The organism is Streptomyces sp. NPDC043427 (assembly GCF_056436655.1).
The window spans coordinates 132,654-152,979 of sequence record NZ_JBWKCC010000019.1 but is presented as its reverse complement, the minus strand read 5'-3'; the positions used below and the strand labels follow the sequence as shown (position 1 = coordinate 152,979).

Genomic DNA, 20,326 nt, shown 5'->3' with positions numbered 1-20,326 from the left:
ATGTGACGTGTGCAGTGGGCTCACCTGGAGAGTTCGGCCGGTTCCTCCAGCCGCGTCAGCTTCCGTGGGTTTGCCGTCGCGTAGATCCGGGTGACCCGCCCGTTCTCCACCACGAGGCTCACCGCGGCCTGCCGGCCGTCGCTCTCGATCCGGCCCGCGGGGGCGCCGTTGAGCCATACGGTCGTCGTCTCGAACGCGGCCCGGCCCGCGCGCGTGAGCAGTTTCGCCACGAGATCGGCCCCGTGGACCGGAGTCGCGGCGGCGGCCGCGAGCCCGCCGCCATCGGCGATCAGGACCACGTCCGGTGCCATGACGTCGAGCAGCTCCTGCACCTGCCCGGTGCGCAGCGCGGCCAGGAACCGTTCCACCACGGCCTGCTGCTCCGCCCGGCTCACCTGCATACGGGGCCGCCGTGCCGCCACGTGCTCGCGGGCGCGCCGTGCGATCTGCCGCACCGTGACCGCGGACTTGCCGACCGCCTCGGCGATCTCGCCGTACGGCATGTCGAAGACCTCGCGGAGCACGAACACCGCCCGCTCCGTCGGCCCGAGCGTTTCCAGCACGGTCAGCACCGCGATCGAGAGGCTCTCCGCGAGTTCGACGTCCTCGGCGACATCAGGGCTGGTCAGCAGCGGTTCCGGCAGCCATTCGCCCACGTAGTCCTCGCGGCTGCGCGACAACGTCCGCAGGCGGTTCAGCGCTTGCCTCGTGACGATCCGGACGAGGTACGCCCGTGGTTCACCCACCTGCGTGTGGTCGACGTCGGCCCACCGCAGCCAGGACTCCTGCAGCACGTCCTCCGCGTCGGCCGCCGAACCGAGCATCTCGTAGGCGACCGTGAACAGCAGGCTGCGGTGGGTGACGAACGGGTCCTGGGTCATGCCGTCGGCGCCACGCCGGACGGCTGGGGGCGCTCGGCCAGCGGTATCTCGCAGGCATCGGAGAAGCCCTGCGACGTGACGCCGTTGGCGTTGTTGTTCCTGGTCGCCATGTTGACGAAGGCGATGTACGCGGTGAGCTCGACCATCGCGGCGGGGCCGAGCCGGTCGAGCAGGCCCGCGTACAGCTCGTCGGTGACGGTCGGCGGGGTGTTCGTCATGGCCTCGGCGTACTCGAGGACGTCCCGCTCCAGCGGGTTGAACGCCTCCGACTCGCGCCAGCGTGGCACCTGGCTCGCCTTGACGAGGTCCAGGTTCTGGTTCTGCGCCTGGAAATAGCCGACGTCGAGGCACCAGCCGCAGCCGACCTGTGCCGCCACAGCCATGTGCGCGAACGACTTGAGGCTCGCGTCGGCCGCGTCCCACGCGGCCAGCTTGGCCGAGAACTCCAGATTGGACGTGGCGACCTCGGGGCTGTGCCACACCGCTTCGACGGGCTCGGGCACTTCGCCGAGCTGCTTGATCATGTTTTCCTTGAGCTCGGTGGGAAGCTCGGCCTTCGGGACGCGCAGCGCCATGGTGTTCTCCTTGTGCGTTGCCTGCCTGGCTGCCTGTTCGACATGAAGACACCGCCGGACCCGAGAACGTGACAACCAGTCATGGATCAGCGGCCGAAGCGGATGACGAAACTCGTCGGGTTTGCTCGCGGTTCAGCGATGACTTTCGGGCCGTACGTCTGTCTTCATTGCCGTAGCCGCCCGAGCGGGCGGAGACAGTGCACCGAGCGGTTGAAACGGAGTGAGTGACATGCGAGTCGTCGTCAGCGCGTTCATCAGTCTCGACGGGATCGTGCAGGCGCCCGGGGGCCCGCAGGAGGACACCGACGGCGGGTTCGCGCACGGCGGGTGGACCCATCCGTTCTTCGACCCGGAGGTCGTGGGCGGGGCCTTCGACGGGGCGTTGCGGAAGGCCGACGCGCTGCTGTTCGGGCGGCGGACGTGGCAGGCGATGGCGGGGGCGTGGCCGGAGCGGGCCGGGGACCCGTTCGCGGACCGGATGAACTCGATTCGGAAGTACGTCGTGTCCGGGACCCTGGCGGAAGACGACCTGAGCTGGGAGAACACCTCCCTCATCCGCGGTGACGCGGCCGTCGCGCGGGTGCGTGAGCTGCGGGCCTCCGAGGGCGGGGACCTGCTCGTCATGGGCAGCCCCAGCCTCGTACGCACCCTCCTGAGCGAAGGTCTCGTCGACGAGCTGATCCTCATGCGGATGCCCGTACTGCTCGGCGGCGGCAAGTCGATCTTCCCGGCGGACGGGGCGAAGCAGCCGCTGGAGCTGGTCTCGACGACGACCGCCAAGACGGGCACCCAGGTGTGCGTCTACCGCCCGGCGACCGCGGAGGGCTCGAGCGCCGAGGGGTAGCGGGGGTCGCGCCCGGGCGCCTAGGCTCGACCCCGGACAACTTCTCTGACTGAGTCAGCAATCAGGGATCCGGGGATCGGGGTTGACCATGACCGTCCAGGACATCCGCGCCTTCAACCGCTTCTACACCAACGTCATCGGCGCCCTCGACTACGGCCGCCACCTGTACGCCCCCTACACCCTCACCGAGTCCCGCGTCCTGTACGAACTCGCGCACGCCCCTCGCGACGGTACGGACGCGGCCGACCTGCGCACCACGCTCCTGCTCGACTCGGGGTACCTGACCCGCATCCTCAACAAGTTCGAGGAGGACGACCTCGTCGAGCGCGCCCCGTCCGAGAAGGACCCGAGACGCCGTCGGATCATCCTCACCGAGCGGGGCCGCGACGTCGCCGGGCTGCTCGACGAGCGGGCCCGGGAGAGCGTCGGCGAGCTGCTGGAAGGCGTCGCCCCCGGCGACCGGCCGCGGCTCGCGGAGGCGATGCGCACGATTCGTACGGTCCTCGGCACCGGCCACCGGCCACCGACCGCCGAGGACGTCGTCCTGCGCGAGCCCGCCCCCGGCGACCTCGGCTGGATCATCGAACGGAACGCGGCCCTCTACGCCTCCGAGTACGGCTTCAACGCCGACTACGAGGGCCTGGTCGCCCGGATCGTCGCCGACTATGCCGAGGACCACGACCCGTACCTGGAGCGGACGTGGATCGCCGAGGTCGGCGGGCGGCCGGTGGGGTGCGTGATGTGCGTACGGGACGACACCCCCGGCACCGCGCGGCTGCGGCTGCTGCTCGTCGAACCGGACGCACGGGGCCTGGGCATCGGCGACCGGCTGGTGGGGGCGCTGGTCGACTTCGCGCGCGAGGTCGGCTACCGCGACATCGTCCTGTGGACCAACGACATCCTCGGCGCCGCCCGCCGCATCTACCAGCGTCACGGCTTCGTCCTCGTCGCCGAGAAACCGCACCGCTCCTTCGGTCAAGATCTGAACGGCCAGGACTGGCGGCTGGACCTGCGCGGCACAACCGAGTGACAGTAAGAACCATGAAACTGGCGTTCTCCACCCTCGGCGTACCCGGCCTCCCCCTCCCCGACGTCCTGCGGCTCGCGACCACCCACGGCTATCACGGCGTGGAGCTGCGCGCGCACCCGGAGGAGCCGGTCCATCCCGGCCTCGACCTCGCCCAACGGACCGACGCGGCCGCCGAGTTCAAGGCGGCGGGAGTGGACGTGCTCGGCATCGCGGGGTACGCGCGCGTGGCCGCGCCCGGCGACGACAACCCGGTGATCGAGGAGGTGCGCCGCCTCCTCGACCTCGCCCGCGACCTCGGTGCCCCGTACATCCGCGTCTTCCCCGGCGCCGACCCCGGCCAGTCCACCGAGGAGGCCGACGCCGTCGCCGCCCGGCGGCTGGGCACGGCCGCCGAGTACGCGGCCGACCTCGGCGTGCGCATCCTGCTGGAGACCCACGACTCGCACCGCACCGGCGCCGACGCGATGCGCATCCTGGGCCTGGTGGGCCACCGGAACGTGGGCGCGCTGTGGGACGTCATGCACACCTGGCTGGGCGGCGAGCAGCCCTCGGAGACGTACGCGGCGCTCTCCCCTCACCTCGGCTACGTCCAGGTCAAGGACATCGCCTCCGCCGACGACACCACCCCGCTGCCCCTGGGCACGGGCGTCCTCCCGCTCGCCGAGTCCGTCGAGGTCCTCTCCCGGAACGGCTGGGACGGCTGGCTGTGCTGGGAGTACGAGAAGCGGTGGTACGAGGACGCGGCGCCCCTGCCGGATCTGCTGGGCGCGGGACGGGAGCACCTGTCGCGGCTGCTCAATGAGTCGGCGTAGGCAGCACGGACCGCGCCTGCCGTAATTCGCTGGCGGGGGCTGCCGGGGCGGGTTAGCCTCCGCGCCGTGAACCAGCCCTCGCCGCCGCGCCCCGCCATGCCCTCATGAGCCTCTCCCGGACTCTGATGGACGTCCGGCCCCTGCGCACCTCCCCCGTCTTCCGGCGGCTGCTCATCGGGCGCACGGTGTCCGTGCTGGGCGGCTTCATGACCATGGTCACCGTCATGTACCAGGTCTGGGGCATGACCCACAGCACGGTGTGGAGCGGTGCGGTGGGACTGGCGCAGGCGCTGCCCATGGTGGTCTTCGGCCTGTTCGCGGGTGCCTGGGCGGACCGCGGGGACCGGCGCCGGATCTTCCTGGTCGCGACCGTCGGCCAGGCGGCCTGCTCCGTCCTCCTCGCCGTGCAGGGCTTCACCGGGGGCGTACCGGTGGCGGGGGTGCTGGCGCTGGTCGCCGCGCAGTCCTGCTTCGGGGCGGTCGGCGGCCCGGCGGCGGGCGTGTTCGTCCCCCGCCTGCTGCCCAAGGACCAGGTGGCGGCGGGCCTGGCGCTCAACCAGGTCACCGCCCAGGCGATGATGCTGACCGGCCCCGCGCTGGGCGGCCTGCTCCTCGGCTGGACCAGCATCGGTGTCTGCTACCTCCTGGACGCCCTGAGCTTCGGCCTCGCCTTCTACGGCGCCTTCGGCCTGCCCGCACTGCCGCCCGAGGGCGAGCCGTCGCGGGCCGGGCTGCGCGGCGTCCTGGACGGCCTGCGCTTCCTGACGAGCCACCGGGTGGTACGAGGCGCGCTCATCACCGACCTCGCGGCAACGGTCCTGGCCATGCCGGTCAGCCTCTTCCCCCTGGTCAACGCGGAACGCTTCGACGACAACCCGCGCACGCTGGGCCTCTTCCTGTCCGCCCTGGCCATCGGCGGCGTCACAGCGACCGCCCTGTCCGGCCCGGTCACCCGCCTCGCCCGGCCCGGGCTGGTCATGCTCTGCGGCGCGGCCACATGGGGCGCGGCCCTGGCCCTCTTCGGCCTCACGACGAGCCCCTGGCTGGGGCTCGGTCTGCTGGTGGTGGCCGGTGCGGCGGACGCCATCTCGGTGGTCTCCCGCAGCACCATCATCCAGACCCGCACACCCGACGCCCTCCTCGGCCGCGTCACGGCCGCCGAGCAGATCGTCGGCCAGGCGGGCCCGCACGTCGGCAACCTCCGCGCCGGGCTGGTCGCGGGCTGGACCTCCGGAGCGACCTCCCTGGTCACCGGCGGCCTGCTGTGCGTCCTGGCCATCGCCTGCGTCGCCACGAGCACACCGGAGCTGCGCGGCGGAGCCCGGCCGCACGAACACTGAGCCGCGCGCTCGGCTCCCGGCACGACTCGCATCCCGGACCGGCACCTGGGGTGTTGCAGCCCTCACTCAAGATGTAGTACTTCTTATACATGAGCGAGCAGGTGCACAACAGATTGGCGATGGTGCGCGCCGAACGGAAGGTGTCGCGGCAGCACCTGGCCGAGGCGGTGGGAGCGCACTACCAGACCATCGGCTACATCGAGCGGGGGCAGTACAACCCGAGCCTCGACCTGGCATTGAAGATCGCGAAGTTCTTCGAGCTGCCGGTGGAGGCGCTGTTCTCCCTCGAACCGTTCCGGCCGCTCACGGATGAGATCTACGGGAGGAAGACGCCATGACCACGACACCGCTGACGCGTTACGACCGCGTCATGCTGCGGTTGATGAACGACCGCCGAGGCCGGCCGCTGTACGCCACGGCCACCCGTCGGCGCCTGGTCGTCGCCTCGCATCTGGTGCTGACCGCGGCCATCGGCGGGCTCATGACCCACTTCTGGCTCGCGGAGGGGAAACCGATGTGGGCCGCCGCCGTCATGGCGGTGCTGATGGCGCCGTGGATGGTCGCGACCGGGGCGATCAACGGGGCCACCCGCGGCCTGCTCGAACTGCGTGAACGGGCGCTGGACGAGCGGCAGTCGGCCGAACGCAACCGCGTGCAGGCCCGCGCCCACCGGGCGACGTCCCTGCTCCTCGCCACGACCGCCGCCGGCCTGCTGATCGCGGGCGCGGCCGCCGGCAGCGCCCCCACGGCGCATGCGGCGCCGGTGCTCATCGCGGTCTTCGCGGTGCACTGGCTGATGCCCTTGTGGGTGGCCGGCCTGACGGTCCGGGACGAACCGGCTGACGAGGACGGCTTCGCGGCCTGACGTCCTCCTGGCCGACGGTGACACGGACCACCCACCGTGTTCAGTGGTGGTTTCCGTGGTCAGCACGGAGGCGGAGCGGGCCCGGCCGGGAGAGGCTGTGAGCACGGACCACGGACCACCACTTCAGGAGTGATCATGGCAGGCACCGAGAACAGCGCGTACGAGGGATTCACGGCCGAGGAGCGGGCCGCGATGAAGGAACACGCCCAGGAGCAGAAGAAGGCGGCGCGGCGCGGCTCGCGGGCGGACAAGGCGGCGGAGGCGGAGCGGGACGTGCTGGCGAAGATCGCCGAGATGCAGGACTCCGACCGGCTCATGGCCGAGCGCGTCCATGCCGTCGTCAAGGCCAACGCCCCGGTCCTCGCGCCGAAGCTCTGGTACGGGATGCCCGCCTACGCGCTGGACGGCAAGGTCGTCTGCTTCTTCCAGAGCGCGGCGAAGTTCAAGGCGCGCTACGCGACGCTCGGGTTCAACGACGCGGCGCAGCTGGACGAGGGCCCGATGTGGGCGACCGCTTTCGCCCTGACCGAGGTGACGGCCGAGGTGGAGGCGCGGATCGCCGCACTGGTGAAGCAGGCGGTGGCTTAGGGTCTTTCGTTTCGATCAGGCCGGACCCCGCGAGCCCGGCATGATCCGAACGAGAGGCCCTAGGGGTCCGGCGGGCGGCTACCGGACGGGCTTGGGCGCGAGGCCGAGGCCGGCCAGCACCGCCGTGGCGGAGGTGGCGTGTTCGCCCCCGGCGAGCAGCAGCGTACGTGCCGACTGGTAGGGGCAGCCGGCCGCGTCGAACGCCGCCGCGGCGGCGAGTTGCCGCGGCAGGTCGCCGTCGAGGAGCGCCTCCGCGCGGTCCACCTGGGCGGTGGCGACCGGGTTGCCGGCGACCACGGTGCGGGCGGCGTCGATCCGGGCCCGGGCGTCCGGGTGCCCGGCGAGCACCGCGGCCTCCGCACGGAGCGCCACGTACCAGTGCAGCCAGATCCAGCACACCCACTTCCACACCTGATCCGGCTCCGGCTCGACCCGCTTCAGCGCCCCGTCCACGTCTGCGCGGTGGAGCAGGACCGTGGCGTCGAAGACCGCACCGTAGCCATGACGGTGCTGGGGCGCCGCGTCCGCCTGGTCGACGATCGCGAGCCAGGCCGCCCGGGCGTCGCGGTCGCCGCGCAGGCCGTGGACCATGGCGACCGACGCGGCCCCGGCGCCGAGGGAGAGCGACCGCGGACGTCCGCTCTGCTCCCACGCGTCGCGGAACCGTACGCCGCGGGTGATCACCTCGTCGGCATGGCCGGCGAACGCGTCCGCGACCAGGATCCAGGACGTGGCGTGGTGACCCGCCTCGGCCAGCAGCGGGTGGTCGGCGAGCTGTCCGCCCCACCGTCGGGCTTGCGGCAGATCGCCCACGCCGAGGGCGGTTCCGGCGGCCATGGCGAGGGCGTCCATCACCTCGTGCGTACTGGCGGGAGTGGGCGGTACGGGCGCCAGGATGTCGATCCGGCGCCGGGCTGCGGCCGCGCCGGCGAAGGCGTCACCGGCCCAGCTCCGGGCGCCGGAGAGCGCGTCGAGGGCGGCGGACTCCGCCACCGGGTCGCCCGCGCGCCGGGCGAGCCCGACGGCCTGTTCGGCGCGCTCGGCCGTCTCTTGCACCGTGTTGTCCGCGTCTCCCTGAAGCGCGCCGTACGCGTCCGTGATCACCGCCGCCTCGGCCAGCGCCACAGCCGCCTCGGCGGCCGGGGAGTCGCCGGCCAGCTCGCGCGCCTGCCCGAGCACGGACCTCACCTCGTCCACGGCGGGAATCCGCGTGAACGACGTGGAGAAGCGGTACGCGACGGTGGCGGCTGCCGCCAGGTCGAGGCCGGCACCGGCGCGGTCCCCGGCCCGGCGCGCGGCCTCCGCGGCGGCACGGTGCAGCCGGAACATGTCGTCGCCGAGCCTGCGGCACCCGGCCACCGCGGCGGCCTGCCGCAGCGCCGCGGCACCGGCGGCGTCGTCGGCGAGCCGGGCCGCCTGCTCGTAGCGCTGCTGGGACTCGCCGAGCAGGGTGCGGGAGAAGGCCAGTTCGGCCAGGGACAGGGCGAGACGATGGGCGTCCGCGCGCCGCTCCGGCCGGTCGGCGGCCCAGGTGAGGCCGGCCCGCAGGTCGTCCGCCACGGCGTCGAACCGGGCGCGCCAGTCCGCGCCCGACGCTGCCCCGAGGGCGGCCGCGCCGGTCAGGCACCAGTCCATGTGGCGGGATCGGATGTCGATCAGCTCGCCGGCCTCGGTGAGCCGTTCCGTCCCGTACTGACGGATCGTCTCCAACGCGTGGTACCGGGTGCCGGTTTCGGACGGTGTCACGGCGAGCAGGGACTGCTCGGCAAGCCTGCCGAGACCGTCGACCACCGCGACCTGGTCCGACGCGTCGAACCCGGCGACCTCGGCAGCCGCCTCGGCCGTGAACGGCGCGACGAACACCGACACCCGGCGCAGCAGCGCCTGGTCCTGCGGCTCCAGCAGGTCGTGGCTCCAGTCCAGCACCGCCCGCACCGACCGGTGCCTGTCGTCGGCGCGGGATCCGCCGGTGAGGATCCGCAGCTGATCGGAGAGGCCGGCTTCGAGGCCGTCCAGTCCGAGCGTGGACCACCGCGCCGCCGCCAGCTCGATCGCCAGCGCCATGCCGCCCAGTCGTTCGCAGATGGCCACGACCCCCTCGCTCACCGCCGGGCCCGGCGGCAGGCCGACCGCCGCCGCCCGGTCCGTGAACAGGGCCACCGCCTCCGACTCGTCACCGCCGACCCGCGACAGCGGCGGGAGGAGGAAGACCCGCTCGAACGGCACCATCAGCCGGGCCCGGCTCGTCACCAGCACCCGCAACCGCGGACAGGCCGCCAACAGCCGTTCCAGGAACGGCGCCATCCCGTCGCGCACCTGCTCGCAGTTGTCCAGCACCAGCAGCGCCCCGCGATCCGCCAGCGCGGCGAGCACCACGTCGTCGATGCCGCTGCCGGGTTGCTCGCCCACGCCCACGGCCGCCGCGACGGCCGCGCCCACCCGGCCCGGCTCGGTGACCGGGACCAGGTCGACGAACCACACGCCGTCGGCGAAGTCACCGGCTGCGTCTGCCGCCACCGCCAGCGCAAGGCGCGTCTTGCCCACCCCGCCCGGGCCGACCACGGTCACCAGCCGGTGCGCCTTCACCGCCTCGGCCAGCTCCCCGCGCTCCCGCACCCGGCCTATGAACGCCGTCAACGGTGCCGGCAGGGCGGGTGCCGAGCGCGACTGCTCGGCGCGGGCGCACGCGGCCGCGTGCCGGGCGAGCGCCCGGCGGTCCGGCAGTTGCAGCTTGCGCAGCAGCGAGGAGACGTGCGATTCGACGGTGCGTACGGAGATGACCAACCGCGCGGCGATCTCCGCGTTGCTCAGGTGCTCCCCTAGCAGGGCGAGCACGTCGTTCTCCCGGGCCGAGATCACTGGAGTGGACACCGCGTCATTATCCGTGGCGGTTTCCGTGGTCAGCACGGAGGCGACCGGCGCCCCGGCCGGGAGAGGCTGTGACCACGGCGGTCGGGCCAGGCAAGGCAGGAGCCGATCGTGTCCCACGGCAACAGGAGGCGAAGCAGGACCGATGAGTACCGAACCCCGCTCCCGAGCTCAGCGTCGTCACGACACCGAGCACCGGCTCACCCACGACGTCGATGTCTGGGTGGCCAGTGCCTCCGCGGACGGCGTGCCGTATCTGGTGCCGCTGTCCTTCGACTGGGACGGCGAGGCGCTGTGGGCGGCCACGCCGACGGACAGCCCCACCGGAAGAAACCTGGCCGCCACCCGGGTTGTGCGGCTGGCGCTGGGCCACACCCGGGACGTGTCCATGATCGAGGGCGAGGTCGAGGTTCTCGAGATCGACGCGCTCGTGCGGGAGCGGGGCGACCGGTTCGCCGAACGCACCGGATTCGACCCGCGTGCGTCGGCGGCACGGTACAGCTGGTTCCGTGTCAGCCCGCGCCGCATCCAGGCCTGGCGCGAGGCGGACGAGCTGCCCGAACGCGAATTGATGCGTGACGGCCGCTGGCTGGTCTGACGCTCCGGCCGGCGCTCGCCTCGCCTCACCTCCGCGGCAGGAACCGAGCCACCCGCTCCTCCAACCGCCCCCGGCACTCGGGCCAGTCGTCCGCAGTGATCGAGAAGATCGCGGAGTCACGCAAGCGGCCCTCCTCGCCCGGCGCCCACGAGCGGGACCAGTTGCGCAGGACGCCCTCGAAGCGGGCGCCCACGCTCTGGATGGCGGCGCGGGAGCGGGCGTTGCGGGCGTCCGTCTTGAGGTCCACTCGGGAGACCTCCAGTTCCTCGAAGGCGTGCCGGAAGAGCAGCAGCTTGGCCTCGGCGTTCACGCCCGTGCCCTGTGCTGACGCGCCGAGCCAGGTGAACCCGACCTCGACGGCGTCCAGTTGGTCCTCGTCCAGCCAGGAGCGCGGCTCCCAGTAGGACGTCGCACCCACCGCCTTCCCCGTGGCGACAGACACCTGGGCGTACGGCGCGAGTCGGCCCGTCGCCGCGCGGGCGAGCTGGGCGTCGATGTAGGCGCCGACCTCGTCGGCCCTCGGCACCCACGTGAACTCGTAGGTCCCCCGGTTCTCCTCCGCCGCCACCGCCAGATCGGCCGTGTGCCGGTGTTCGAGCGGCTCCAGGCGCACCAGCGCGCCCTCAAGAAGCGGCCCCTCCAGCTTGTAGCTCATGCGCGCCTTGTCTCCGTCTCGTCCCCGTCAGCCCGGCAGCGCCCGTCCCAAGCCCGCGAACGCCTCGTGGAATTCCGGGAAAGTCTTCCGTACACACCCCGGGTCGTCGAACGAGATTCCCGGCACCCGAAGTCCCGTGACCGCGAAGGACATCACGATGCGGTGGTCGCCGTAGGACTTGATCTCCGCTCCCCCGACAGGCACCCCCGGCCTGATCTCGAGCCAGTCCGGCCCCGTCGCCACCTCCACCCCCAGGCGCCGCAAATTCTCCGCGCAGGCCTCCAGACGGTCGCACTCCTTCACGCGGGTGTTCGCCACGTCCTCGATCCGTACCGGGCCGGAGGCGAAGGGGGCGATCGCCGCCAACGTGGGCATCGTGTCCGAGATGTCCCGCATGTTGACCGTGAGGCCACGCAACTCGCCGGTGCCCTCCACCGTCGTGCCGTCCGGCCGCACCGACACTCGCGCGCCCATCCGCCGCAGGACGTCCACGAAGCCCAGGTCGCCCTGCAGGGCCCCCTCGCCCAGCCCGGGGACCGTCACCTCGCCGCCCGTGACGGCCGCCGCGGCGAAGAAGTAGCTGGCGGTGGAGGCGTCCGGTTCGATGGGGTAGGTCGTGGCGCGGTAGCCGGTCGGCGGGACGACGAAGGTGTCGCCCTCGCGGGTCACCTCCACCCCGAACGCCCGCATCATCGCGATCGTGATCTCGACGTACGGCACCGAGACCAGGTCCGTGACCTCGATCCGCAGGCCCTCGCGGGTCAGCGGGCCCAGCAGGAGCAGGGCCGTCAGGTACTGCGAGGACTGGCCCGCGTCGAGCGTCACCTTCCCGCCCTCGACCCCGGCGGCCCGGACCGTCAGCGGATGGTGGCCCTCCGCCTCCTCGTGCCGCAGGTCCACGCCCAGGTCGCGCAGGGCGCGGGTGAGCGGAAGCAGGGGGCGGCGGCGCATCTGGGCGGAGGCGTCGAAGCGGTACGTACCGTGGCCGGCGGCGGCCAGGGTGGGGAGGAAGCGGGCCGTGGTCGCGCCGTCCCGGCAGTACACGTCGGCCTCCGGCACCGCGGGCCCCTGCGGGCGGCCGTCCACCTGCCAGGCGTCCGGGGTGCGGCCGACCCGGTAGCCGAGCCGTACGAGGCCCTCGGCGAAGCCCTCGGTGTCGTCCGAGCGCAAGGGCCGTACGAGGGTGGTGACGCCGTCGGCCGCGGCCGCCAGGAACAGGGCGCGGGCGGTGATGGACTTGGAACCGGGGATGTCGACGAGGGCCATGCCCTCATGATCGCCCCACGGCCCCCTCCGGCGCGGTGGAGTCCGCGGAATGAGCCACGGTCGGCCGAAGGCCCACGGTCGGCCGAAGCCCCACAGGGCGCGCCGTCCGCGTCCACGACGTCAGCGCCACCCCGCCCACCAGCAGCGCCGCCGCGCACCACCTCAGCGGGCTCACCGACTCGCCCAGGAACAGCGCCGCCGACGACATCCCGAAGACCGGGACGAGGAGGGAGAAGGGGGCGACCGTGCTCGCGGGGTGGCGGCGCAGCAGCCAGCCCCAGGCGCCGAAGCCGAACACCGTCGTGACCCAGGCGACGTAGACGAGTGTGCCCGCGCCCTGCCAGTCGAGGTTCCGCAGGGCCTGAAGGTCCCTCGCCGGGCCCTCCGTCAGCAGGGACAGGGCCAGGAGCGGGAGTACGGGGACCGTGCTCACCCACACCGTGAAGTTCAGCGCGTCCGGTGGGGCCGCCTTGCGGGTGAGGACGTTCGACGCGCCCCAGCATGCGGCCGCGGCGATGACGAGCGCGAAGGCGCCGAGGGGGCCCGAGGTGCCCTCGTCGACGGCCGCGACGGCTATGCCGGTGAGCGCGAGCAGCATTCCCAGCAGGCGTACGCCTCGAAAACGCTCGCCCAGCACCACCGCCGCGAACACCGCCGTGAACACCGCCTGGATCTGCAGCACCAGCGACGACAGGCCCGCCGGCATCCCCGCGTCCATCCCCACGAACAGCAGCCCGAACTTCGCCACGCCCAGGACCAGGCCCACTCCCACGATCCACTTCCACGCCACCTTCGGGCGGCCCACGAGGAAGACGGCGGGCAGGGCCGCGGCCAGGAAGCGCAGGGCCGAGAAGAGGAGGGGCGGGAAATGGTCGAGGCCGATCTCGATGGCGGTGAAGTTGACGCCCCAGACGGCGGCGACGAGGACGGCGAGCGTGAGGTGTGCGGGTCGCATGCGTCGAGGATCACGCCCACGGACCGTGAAGCACCAGCGATGATTGCTGCACGGATGGATGAAGCATTGCTAATCCCAAGGAGCCCCATGCTCGACCTCCAGCGCCTGCGCGCCCTGCACGCCGTCTCGGTCCACGGCACCGTCGGGGCCGCTGCCGCCGCGCTCGGCTACACGCCGTCCGCCGTGTCGCAGCAGATCGCCAAGCTGGAGCGGGAGACCAGGACCGTGCTCCTCGAACGGGAGGGGCGTGGCGTGCGCCTCACCGACGAGGCACATCAACTGGCCGCCACCGCACACCAGTTGATGGCGATCGTGGAGCGCGCGGAGACCGAGCTGGAGGAGCGGCGCGGGGTGCCCGCCGGGCGGCTGAGCGTGGCCGCGTTCGCGTCGGCGGCGCGGGGGCTGATGCCGGGCGTACTGGCGGACCTGGCTCGGCGCCATCCCGCCCTGGACACCAGGCTCACCGAGGTCGACCCGCATCTGTCCGTCGATCTGGTCGCCAAGGGCGCGGTCGATCTGGCCGTGGCGCACGACTGGGACATCGCGCCGCTGCCCGCCCCGGCGGGCGTGGAGCAGGCGGTGATCGGGGACGACCTGTGCGATCTGCTCGTCCCGGCGGGGCATCCCTTCGCGGGGCGTACGGCCGTACGGCGGGAGGAGTTGGGCGGCGAGCGGTGGATCTGCCAGCCGCCGGGGCGGGTGTGCCACGACTGGCTGCTGCGCACCCTGCGTACGGCCGGGCACGAGCCGGACCTCGTCCACCAGGCCGACGAGAACCCGACGCTGGTCGCGCTGGTCGCGGCGGGACTCGGGGTCGCCCTGATCCCCCGGCTGGGGCGCGGGCCGCTGCCCGAGGGAGTGGTGGAGGTGCCGCTCGACCCCATGCCCGTACGACGGCTGTACGCGCTGTGGCGGACGGGGGCGGCGCGGCGCCCGGCGATCGCGGAGACGGTGCGGGCGCTCCAGCAGCACTGGCCGACGGTGTCGGCACACGTCCCCCGTACCTCTTGAATCCCCCACGCACCGACTTCGGCCGATCCGCCCCTCCCCGGGAACCCACCCCCACCCCGCCCCGTCCAACCCGCAGGCTGCCGGATGAGTCACCCGGTGCGGTGTCGGCCTCGCTGCTGGCTGCGAACGCTGACCTCCCTCTCCGCCGTACCGCGGCCGGCAGCATGCCGTCATCGGCGCGCCCCCCTCCCAGCGCCGATGACGGCCCCTGCGCCGGCCCCTGCGCGCTCCCTTGACCGGTAGAAACTTCCCGGATATTGCTGACTATTCGGCAGTTTCCTTCAGTGGATGACCTCCGGAAGGAGCACACGTGCCCTCCAGACGAAGCGTTCTCGCCGCCTCCGCAGGTGTCACCGCAGGCCTGGCGGTCGGCAGCACCGCGTACGCCGCCGGCCACTACGACAAGAAGCTCCGCTCCCTGATCTCCCGGATGACGCTCGAGGAGAAGGTCGGCCAGCTCTTCGTCACGCGCGTGTACGGCCACTCGGCCACCGCCCCCGACCAGGCGGACGTCGACGCCAACCTCAGGGAGCTCGGCGTCCGCAGCGCCGCCGAGCTGATCGCGAAGTACCACGTGGGCGGCGTCATCTACTTCATCTGGGCGCACAACACCCGGGACCCGCACCAGATCGCGGACCTGTCCAACGGCATCCAGCGGGCGTCCCTGGCGCGGCCGCGCGGGCTGCCCGTGCTGGTCTCCACCGACCAGGAGCACGGAATCGTGTGCCGGGTGGGCAGGCCCGCCACGCTCTTCCCGGGGGCGATGGCCGTGGGGGCGGGCGGGTCGACCGCCGACGCCCGCACGCTCGGGCGGGTCGCGGGCAGGGAGTTGCGCGCGATCGGCATCCGGCAGGACTACTCCCCCGTGGCGGACGTGAACGTCAACCCGGCCAACCCGGTCATCGGCGTACGGTCCTTCGGCGCCGACCCTGCCGCGGTGGCCCGCCTCGTCGCGGCGGAGGTGCGGGGCTATCAGGCGTCCGGGGTCGCGGCGACCGCCAAGCACTTCCCGGGGCACGGCGACACGGCCGTCGACAGTCACTACGGCTTCCCGGTCATCACCCACAGTCGTGAGGTGTGGGAGACGCTGGACGCGGCGCCGTTCCGGGCGGCCATCGCGGCCGGTATCGACTCGGTCATGACCGCGCACATCCTGGTCCCGGCGCTCGACGACTCCGGCGACCCGGCCACCCTCTCCCGCCCGATCCTCACCGGCATCCTGCGCGAACGCCTCGGCTACGACGGGGTGGTGGTGACCGACGCGCTCGACATGGCGGGCGTACGCACGAAGTACGGCGACGACCGGGTGCCGGTGCTGGCGCTCAAGGCGGGCGTGGACCAGCTCCTCAACCCGCCCCGGCTGGACGTGGCGTGGAACGCGGTCCTGAAGGCCGTACAGGACGGCGAGCTCACCGAGGCGCGGCTCGACGAGTCGGTTCTGCGGATCCTGCGCCTGAAGGCGAGACTCGGGCTCTTCGACCGCCCGTACGTCAGCCAGTCCGGCGTCGGGCGCACGGTCGGCACCCGCGGCCACCTCGCGACGGCGGACCGGATCGCCGAGCGGACGACGACCCTGCTGGTCAACGAGGGGCCACTGCTGCCGCTGTCCCGCCGTACGCACCGCAGGATCCTGGTCGTCGGCGCCGACCCGGCCTCCCCCTCGGGCACCACGGGCCCGCCGACGGGAGTCCTCGCGAGCGCCCTCACGCAGCTCGGGTTCACGGCGACGGCCCTGTCCACGGGCGCGGCGCCCTCACCGGAGACCATCACCCGCGCGGTGACGGCGGCCGCCGGCGCGGACGCGGTGGTCGTGGGGACGTACAACGTCTCGGCGACCAGCTCCCAGAGGACGCTGGTGGAGCAGTTGCTGACCACGGGGAAGCCGGTGGTGGCGATCGCGATCCGCAACCCGTACGACGTGGCCCAACTGCCCTCCGCCAAGGCCTTCTTGGCCACCTACTCCTGGACCGACGTCGAACTGCGCGCGGCGGCCCGCGTGATCGCCGGGCGGGTCGGCCCCCGGGGACGGCTGCCGGTGCCGGTGCAACGGGCGGACGATCCGGCGCGGGTGCTGTACCCCCTGGGGTTCGGGCTGACGTACTAGACGTATCCGGTTAGACGTATCCGGACGTACGCCTCGTGACGGGCGTACGATCCTCAACGGGCGCAAAGCACCCCGGACCGCTGGCGTGCGCCCGCCGCCGCGGGTCACGCTGGTCGGGGATCTGGGGGGATGGCGATGCGCGAGAGACGGAGCGTGGGCGCGGCCCGCGCACTGCCGGTGCTGCTCGCCCTCCTGCTGACCGGCTGCCAGGGCTCGGCGCCCTCCGCCTCCGAGGAGGGCCGACTCGGCGAGCGCGCAGCCGTCACGGCCACCCCCTCCGGCTACGGCGCCGTCTTCCTCGGCGTCGACGAGTGCAGCTCCTTCGGCACGACCAGCTTCACCGAGGTGCCCTGCGACGGCGAGCGGGCGGCGGCGCGGGTCGTCGCCCGGCACGCCGGCAAGGTGGGCGACGGCCCCGCCTGCCCCGCCACCACGGACTTCGTCCTGCACATCAGCGAACAGTCCACCGTCTCCGACGAGGACGGCGACGGCGCGATCCCCCAGGGCTACGCCTGCATGCGCAAACTGGCGCCCCCACACCCCGGCGACCCCGGCGGCGGAGGCGGCCCCCGCACCATCGTCGGCGACTGCGTCTACGGCCTCGCCGACGGCCAGGTCCGGGAGACGGCGTGCGACGGCGAGGGGCAGCGCGCCCCGGAGTACAAGGTGACCAAGGCCGTGCACACCCGCCCGAAGTGCCCGGTGTCCACGGCCCTGTACGTACAACTCGGCGGAGAGAAGCCGCTGGGCTGCGCCCAGCGGATGTGATTCCGGGCTGCCGGACGCCGACAGCCTGTGCCCTGACACTCTCGCCTGCCGCTTCCCACGTACGGCTCACTCCAAGATGCGGCATATGCCAGGCCCGGCGGATGCTGGCGAGGTCCCTGGAGAGCGAACGCGAGAGACGGAGGGGGCGTGGTGACACCTCTGACCCGGATTCCGCTGGACGGCGGGGGCCACCTTCTGATCGAGCAGCCGGGCGTGTGGGACGGGCCGGTGAAGGCCGGCCGCGTCGGCGATGCCGTGCGCGAGCTGCCGGGCACCCTGCAAGCGGCACTGGAGCCGGTCACCGACGCCGCGCACGCCACACTCGAGCAGTTGCGCAAGGCCCGCCCCGACGAGATCACCATCGAGTTCGGCGTCGACCTCGCGTTCGAGGCCGGGGCCGTGATCACCAAAAGTCAGGCCAGTTGCCACCTGAAGGTGACCATGTCGTGGAAGAGCGACGACTTCGGTCACCCGCAGGCGGGCGAGAGTACGGGCTGATCCCGGTGACCAGCGGGGAGAAGCAGCCCGGCGACGGCATCGCATCGGATCTGCTCACCGCCGTGGCCCAGGTCCTCGGGCCGGACGGGGCAGTGGCCGGGACGGGATTCCTGGTGGCCGAGGGTGTCCTGGTCACCTGTGCGCACGTCGTCGCGGCGGCCGGGGCGGGGCCCGGGGAGCAAATCCATCTGGCCTTCCCCCACGTGGACGGCGCGTACCGGGTGGAGGGGCATGTCCCGGGTGAGCTGTGGCGTGCCGCCGAGGGCGAGGACGTGGCCTTCATCCGGCTGAGCGGTACGTCGGCGGCTGTGCGGACGCTGCCGTTGGGCTCCGCGGAGGGGTGCCGGGGCCACCAGGTCCGCTCCTTCGGGTTCCCCGCCCAGGCCCCGCCGGAAGGACACTTCGGCTTCGGTGTGAGCGGCGATCTGCTGCCGGGCTCGGACGGCAGGGGTCCGCATCTGCAGCTGACCGCCGCCAACGACCTCACCACCGGCTTCAGTGGCGGCCCCGTCCTCGACGAGGTGACCGGCCTGGTCATCGGCATGCTCACCGAGATCACCGCCCCCGACGAGTACGAACGGGGGCAGGGCATCGCCTACGTCACTCCGACGCAGGTACTGCGGGAGATCCTGCCGGAGCTGGCCGAGCTGGAGGTGTGTCCGTACCGGGGGCTGGAGCCGTTCACCGCCGAGCACGCCCGGTGGTTCCAGGGGCGCAAGGAGGCGGTACGGCAGGTCGTGACGAACCTCGCCCAGCAACGCCGCCTGACGCTGCTGCTCGGGCCGTCGGGGTCGGGCAAGTCGTCGTTGCTCCAGGCGGGCGTGCTGCGCGCGCTGGCCGCGGGGGAACTGCCGGGCAGCGACCGGTGGTTGCCCGTGCTCACCCGGCCCAGACAGGACATGCTCGCCGAGATCGAGCGTGCCGGACTGCCCGGGGCGACCGCTGACGGGATCGCGGCGGCCGTGAGCCGCAGGCTCGCGGCCGAGCCCGGCTGTGAGCGCCTCCTGCTGATCATCGACCAGTTCGAGGAGCTGTTCACGCAGCCCGGCAACGGCCCGCAGCGGCTTCGGCTGGCCGTCGCCGACCAGATCATCACGGCGGTCGGCTCCGAAGCCCGGCTCAGTGTCATCCTGATCATGCGCGACGACTTCTATCCCCAGCTCGCCGCCAAAGAACCCGGGTTGCTGGAAGCCGCAACGCCCGGACTCCTCAACGTGCCGGGCTCCCTGAGTCAGCAGGACCTGCACGACATCATCACTTTGCCCGCCTTGGACGTAGGGCTCCGCTTCCAGCCGGGCCTGCCCGAGCAGATCATCACCGACGTCCTGGCCACCTCACCCGAGGCGGCCACCACCCGCCAGGCCCCTGTCACGGTGCTCCCCCTACTGGAGATGACGCTCAGCCAGCTCTGGCTCCGGCGGCAGGACGGTTACCTCACCCACGAGGCGTATCGCCGCATCGGAGCGGTCAGCGGGAGCGTGACGACGTGGTGCGACAGCGCCCTGAGCGAGCTCTCCCCCGAGCAACGGGCCATCGCCCAGCGGACGCTGACGTCCCTGGTGCACCCCGCCGACCCCAGCCACAACATCACGGCCGTCCGTACCCAGGTCCCCCTCGGCGAGCTGCGCGAGCTGGCGTCGGACCCCGGCGAAGCTCCCAACGGTGAGAAGGCAGCCGTCGACGACGTCATCGCCGCCCTCACGCGCCACCGCATCATCACCACCCAGACGCTTCGGGCCCCGCAAAGCCCCGGCGCCCCTCCCGGAGAACCGGTCGCCGAGCTGATCCACGAGGCGCTCATCCGCGACTGGGGCGCACTGCGTGCGTGGGTCGACCAGGACCACCGCTTCCAGGAATGGCTCGACCACACCCGCGAGCGGCAGGACCACTGGGTTGCGGCGAAGGACCCGGGGGACCTGCTGGGCGGGACTGCACTCGCCGAGGGCCTCGAATGGTCACGACGCCGCCGGCTGCCGGTCGAGATCACGGCGTACCTCGACGCCAGCAAGCAGCGCCAACGGGCCGTCATTCGCCGCAGCAGGCGGCTCAATGTGGTGCTGGGCGGGTTGTTGGTGCTGGCGCTGGTGGCGGCGGGGGGTGCGGTGTGGCAGTGGCGGACGGTGATTGATGCGCGGGAGGCGGCGTTGTCGCGGGAGCTTGCCGACCATTCCGACGAACTCATGGACACGAACCCGGAACTCGCCGCACTGCTGGCCGTGAAGGCGTACCGCAGCAGCCATACGTCGGAGGCCTTCGAGAGCCTGCGAAACGCCGCGGCCTTGCCGGCGCATCGCCGCCTGGCCGGGCACACCGGCGAGGTGCGTGCTGTGGCATACAGCCCCGACGGCCGCACCCTCGTCAGCGCCGGCGCCGACCGGGTACGCCTGTGGGACGCGACCACCGGCAAAGCCCGCCCCGCCCTCAAAGCCGAAGGGCACGACGGCGAGGTGAACGCGGTGGCATACAGCCCCGACGGCCACACCCTCGCCACCGCAGGCGCCGACGGAAACGTCCGCCTGTGGGACCCAGCCACCAGCAAACCCCGCACCACCCTCAAAGGACACAACGACGCGGTGAACGCGGTGGCATACAGCCCCGACGGCCACACCCTCGCCACCGCAGGCGCCGACGGAAACGTCCGCCTGTGGGACCCAGCCACCAGCAAACC

Annotated in this window: 19 protein-coding genes; 13 read left to right on the top strand and 6 right to left on the bottom strand. The window is 72.5% G+C overall.

Features of this window, described 5'->3' with window-relative positions; all coding sequences use genetic code 11:
- Positions 1-20: 20 nt before the first annotated feature.
- A complete protein-coding gene (locus AC067M_RS27780) occupies positions 21-881 on the bottom strand; it encodes an RNA polymerase sigma-70 factor (protein WP_478699754.1) in 861 nt (286 codons plus the stop codon).
- Positions 878-1,456 (bottom strand): carboxymuconolactone decarboxylase family protein, encoded by a 579-nt coding sequence (locus tag AC067M_RS27775; protein WP_478699753.1) that lies wholly within the window; start codon positions 1,454-1,456, stop codon positions 878-880. The genes AC067M_RS27780 and AC067M_RS27775 overlap by 4 nt, the downstream gene beginning before the upstream one ends.
- 229 nt (positions 1,457-1,685) lie before the next feature.
- Here AC067M_RS27775 and AC067M_RS27770 point away from each other — a divergent pair, with 229 nt between their 5' ends.
- From AC067M_RS27770 to AC067M_RS27740, 7 genes are all read left to right on the top strand, one after another.
- The gene (locus AC067M_RS27770; RefSeq protein WP_478699752.1) at positions 1,686-2,300 is read left to right on the top strand and encodes a dihydrofolate reductase family protein; all 615 of its coding nucleotides are present in this window, start codon (positions 1,686-1,688) and stop codon (positions 2,298-2,300) included.
- A gap of 88 nt (positions 2,301-2,388) precedes the next feature.
- The gene (locus AC067M_RS27765; protein WP_478699751.1) at positions 2,389-3,330 is read left to right on the top strand and encodes a bifunctional helix-turn-helix transcriptional regulator/GNAT family N-acetyltransferase; all 942 of its coding nucleotides are present in this window, start codon (positions 2,389-2,391) and stop codon (positions 3,328-3,330) included.
- A gap of 11 nt (positions 3,331-3,341) precedes the next feature.
- Positions 3,342-4,142, top strand: coding sequence for a sugar phosphate isomerase/epimerase family protein (locus AC067M_RS27760; protein ID WP_478699750.1), 801 nt, complete (start codon positions 3,342-3,344; stop codon positions 4,140-4,142).
- A 104-nt stretch (positions 4,143-4,246) separates the two neighbouring features.
- Positions 4,247-5,482 (top strand): MFS transporter, encoded by a 1,236-nt coding sequence (locus AC067M_RS27755; RefSeq protein ID WP_478699749.1) that lies wholly within the window; start codon positions 4,247-4,249, stop codon positions 5,480-5,482.
- An 89-nt stretch (positions 5,483-5,571) separates the two neighbouring features.
- A complete protein-coding gene (locus AC067M_RS27750; RefSeq protein WP_478699748.1) occupies positions 5,572-5,820 on the top strand; it encodes a helix-turn-helix transcriptional regulator in 249 nt (82 codons plus the stop codon).
- The gene (locus tag AC067M_RS27745; RefSeq protein WP_478699747.1) at positions 5,817-6,347 is read left to right on the top strand and encodes a hypothetical protein; all 531 of its coding nucleotides are present in this window, start codon (positions 5,817-5,819) and stop codon (positions 6,345-6,347) included. Before AC067M_RS27750 ends, AC067M_RS27745 begins: the two co-directional genes overlap by 4 nt.
- Positions 6,348-6,482: 135 nt before the next feature.
- The gene (locus tag AC067M_RS27740) at positions 6,483-6,935 is read left to right on the top strand and encodes an iron chaperone (protein WP_478699746.1); all 453 of its coding nucleotides are present in this window, start codon (positions 6,483-6,485) and stop codon (positions 6,933-6,935) included.
- A 78-nt stretch (positions 6,936-7,013) separates the two neighbouring features.
- Here AC067M_RS27740 and AC067M_RS27735 read toward each other — a convergent pair whose 3' ends face one another.
- On the bottom strand, positions 7,014-9,806 hold the full coding sequence (locus AC067M_RS27735; RefSeq protein ID WP_478699745.1) for an ATP-binding protein: 2,793 nt from the start codon (positions 9,804-9,806) through the stop codon (positions 7,014-7,016).
- Between the two features lie 142 nt (positions 9,807-9,948).
- On the opposite strand from AC067M_RS27735, the gene AC067M_RS27730 reads away from it, so the two are divergent.
- Entirely contained in the window at positions 9,949-10,401 is a 453-nt protein-coding gene (locus AC067M_RS27730; RefSeq protein WP_478699744.1) for a pyridoxamine 5'-phosphate oxidase family protein, read from the top strand.
- 25 nt (positions 10,402-10,426) lie between these two features.
- Here AC067M_RS27730 and AC067M_RS27725 read toward each other — a convergent pair whose 3' ends face one another.
- From AC067M_RS27725 to AC067M_RS27715, 3 genes are read right to left on the bottom strand one after another with little or no spacing between them, the layout of a single operon-like run.
- Entirely contained in the window at positions 10,427-11,056 is a 630-nt protein-coding gene (locus AC067M_RS27725) for a GNAT family N-acetyltransferase (protein ID WP_478699743.1), read from the bottom strand.
- Positions 11,057-11,083: 27 nt separating this feature from the next.
- A complete protein-coding gene (gene aroA, locus AC067M_RS27720; protein ID WP_478699742.1) occupies positions 11,084-12,322 on the bottom strand; it encodes a 3-phosphoshikimate 1-carboxyvinyltransferase in 1,239 nt (412 codons plus the stop codon).
- A 4-nt stretch (positions 12,323-12,326) separates the two neighbouring features.
- Positions 12,327-13,277, bottom strand: a complete 951-nt coding sequence (locus AC067M_RS27715; RefSeq protein WP_478699741.1) for an EamA family transporter — start codon at positions 13,275-13,277, stop codon at positions 12,327-12,329.
- An 87-nt stretch (positions 13,278-13,364) separates the two neighbouring features.
- Here AC067M_RS27715 and AC067M_RS27710 point away from each other — a divergent pair, with 87 nt between their 5' ends.
- The 5 genes from AC067M_RS27710 to AC067M_RS27690 form a co-directional block, all read left to right on the top strand.
- A complete protein-coding gene (locus AC067M_RS27710; protein ID WP_478699740.1) occupies positions 13,365-14,288 on the top strand; it encodes a LysR family transcriptional regulator in 924 nt (307 codons plus the stop codon).
- A 310-nt stretch (positions 14,289-14,598) separates the two neighbouring features.
- Positions 14,599-16,392 (top strand): glycoside hydrolase family 3 protein, encoded by a 1,794-nt coding sequence (locus tag AC067M_RS27705; RefSeq protein ID WP_478699739.1) that lies wholly within the window; start codon positions 14,599-14,601, stop codon positions 16,390-16,392.
- Positions 16,393-16,527: 135 nt separating this feature from the next.
- The gene (locus tag AC067M_RS27700) at positions 16,528-17,160 is read left to right on the top strand and encodes a hypothetical protein (protein ID WP_478699738.1); all 633 of its coding nucleotides are present in this window, start codon (positions 16,528-16,530) and stop codon (positions 17,158-17,160) included.
- A 147-nt stretch (positions 17,161-17,307) separates the two neighbouring features.
- Positions 17,308-17,658 (top strand): CU044_2847 family protein, encoded by a 351-nt coding sequence (locus tag AC067M_RS27695; RefSeq protein ID WP_478699737.1) that lies wholly within the window; start codon positions 17,308-17,310, stop codon positions 17,656-17,658.
- A gap of 5 nt (positions 17,659-17,663) precedes the next feature.
- Positions 17,664-20,326 (top strand): nSTAND1 domain-containing NTPase (locus AC067M_RS27690; protein ID WP_478699736.1); only part of this gene is annotated, 2,663 nt, incomplete at its 3' end.

Excerpts from the sequence above, each read along its gene's own strand:
- AC067M_RS27775 (WP_478699753.1), bottom strand. The coding sequence starts at position 1,456 with ATGGCGCTGCGCGTCCCGAAGGCCGAGCTTCCCACCGAGCTCAAGGAA.
- AC067M_RS27725 (WP_478699743.1), bottom strand. The coding sequence starts at position 11,056 with ATGAGCTACAAGCTGGAGGGGCCGCTTCTTGAGGGCGCGCTGGTGCGC.
- AC067M_RS27710 (WP_478699740.1), top strand. The coding sequence starts at position 13,365 with ATGCTCGACCTCCAGCGCCTGCGCGCCCTGCACGCCGTCTCGGTCCAC.
- AC067M_RS27770 (WP_478699752.1), top strand. The coding sequence starts at position 1,686 with ATGCGAGTCGTCGTCAGCGCGTTCATCAGTCTCGACGGGATCGTGCAG.
- AC067M_RS27700 (WP_478699738.1), top strand. The coding sequence starts at position 16,528 with ATGCGCGAGAGACGGAGCGTGGGCGCGGCCCGCGCACTGCCGGTGCTG.
- AC067M_RS27715 (WP_478699741.1), bottom strand. The coding sequence starts at position 13,277 with ATGCGACCCGCACACCTCACGCTCGCCGTCCTCGTCGCCGCCGTCTGG.
- AC067M_RS27755 (WP_478699749.1), top strand. The coding sequence starts at position 4,247 with ATGAGCCTCTCCCGGACTCTGATGGACGTCCGGCCCCTGCGCACCTCC.
- AC067M_RS27765 (WP_478699751.1), top strand. The coding sequence starts at position 2,389 with ATGACCGTCCAGGACATCCGCGCCTTCAACCGCTTCTACACCAACGTC.
- AC067M_RS27730 (WP_478699744.1), top strand. The coding sequence starts at position 9,949 with ATGAGTACCGAACCCCGCTCCCGAGCTCAGCGTCGTCACGACACCGAG.
- aroA (WP_478699742.1), bottom strand. The coding sequence starts at position 12,322 with ATGGCCCTCGTCGACATCCCCGGTTCCAAGTCCATCACCGCCCGCGCC.
- AC067M_RS27745 (WP_478699747.1), top strand. The coding sequence starts at position 5,817 with ATGACCACGACACCGCTGACGCGTTACGACCGCGTCATGCTGCGGTTG.
- AC067M_RS27750 (WP_478699748.1), top strand. The coding sequence starts at position 5,572 with ATGAGCGAGCAGGTGCACAACAGATTGGCGATGGTGCGCGCCGAACGG.
- AC067M_RS27740 (WP_478699746.1), top strand. The coding sequence starts at position 6,483 with ATGGCAGGCACCGAGAACAGCGCGTACGAGGGATTCACGGCCGAGGAG.
- AC067M_RS27760 (WP_478699750.1), top strand. The coding sequence starts at position 3,342 with ATGAAACTGGCGTTCTCCACCCTCGGCGTACCCGGCCTCCCCCTCCCC.
- AC067M_RS27780 (WP_478699754.1), bottom strand. The coding sequence starts at position 881 with ATGACCCAGGACCCGTTCGTCACCCACCGCAGCCTGCTGTTCACGGTC.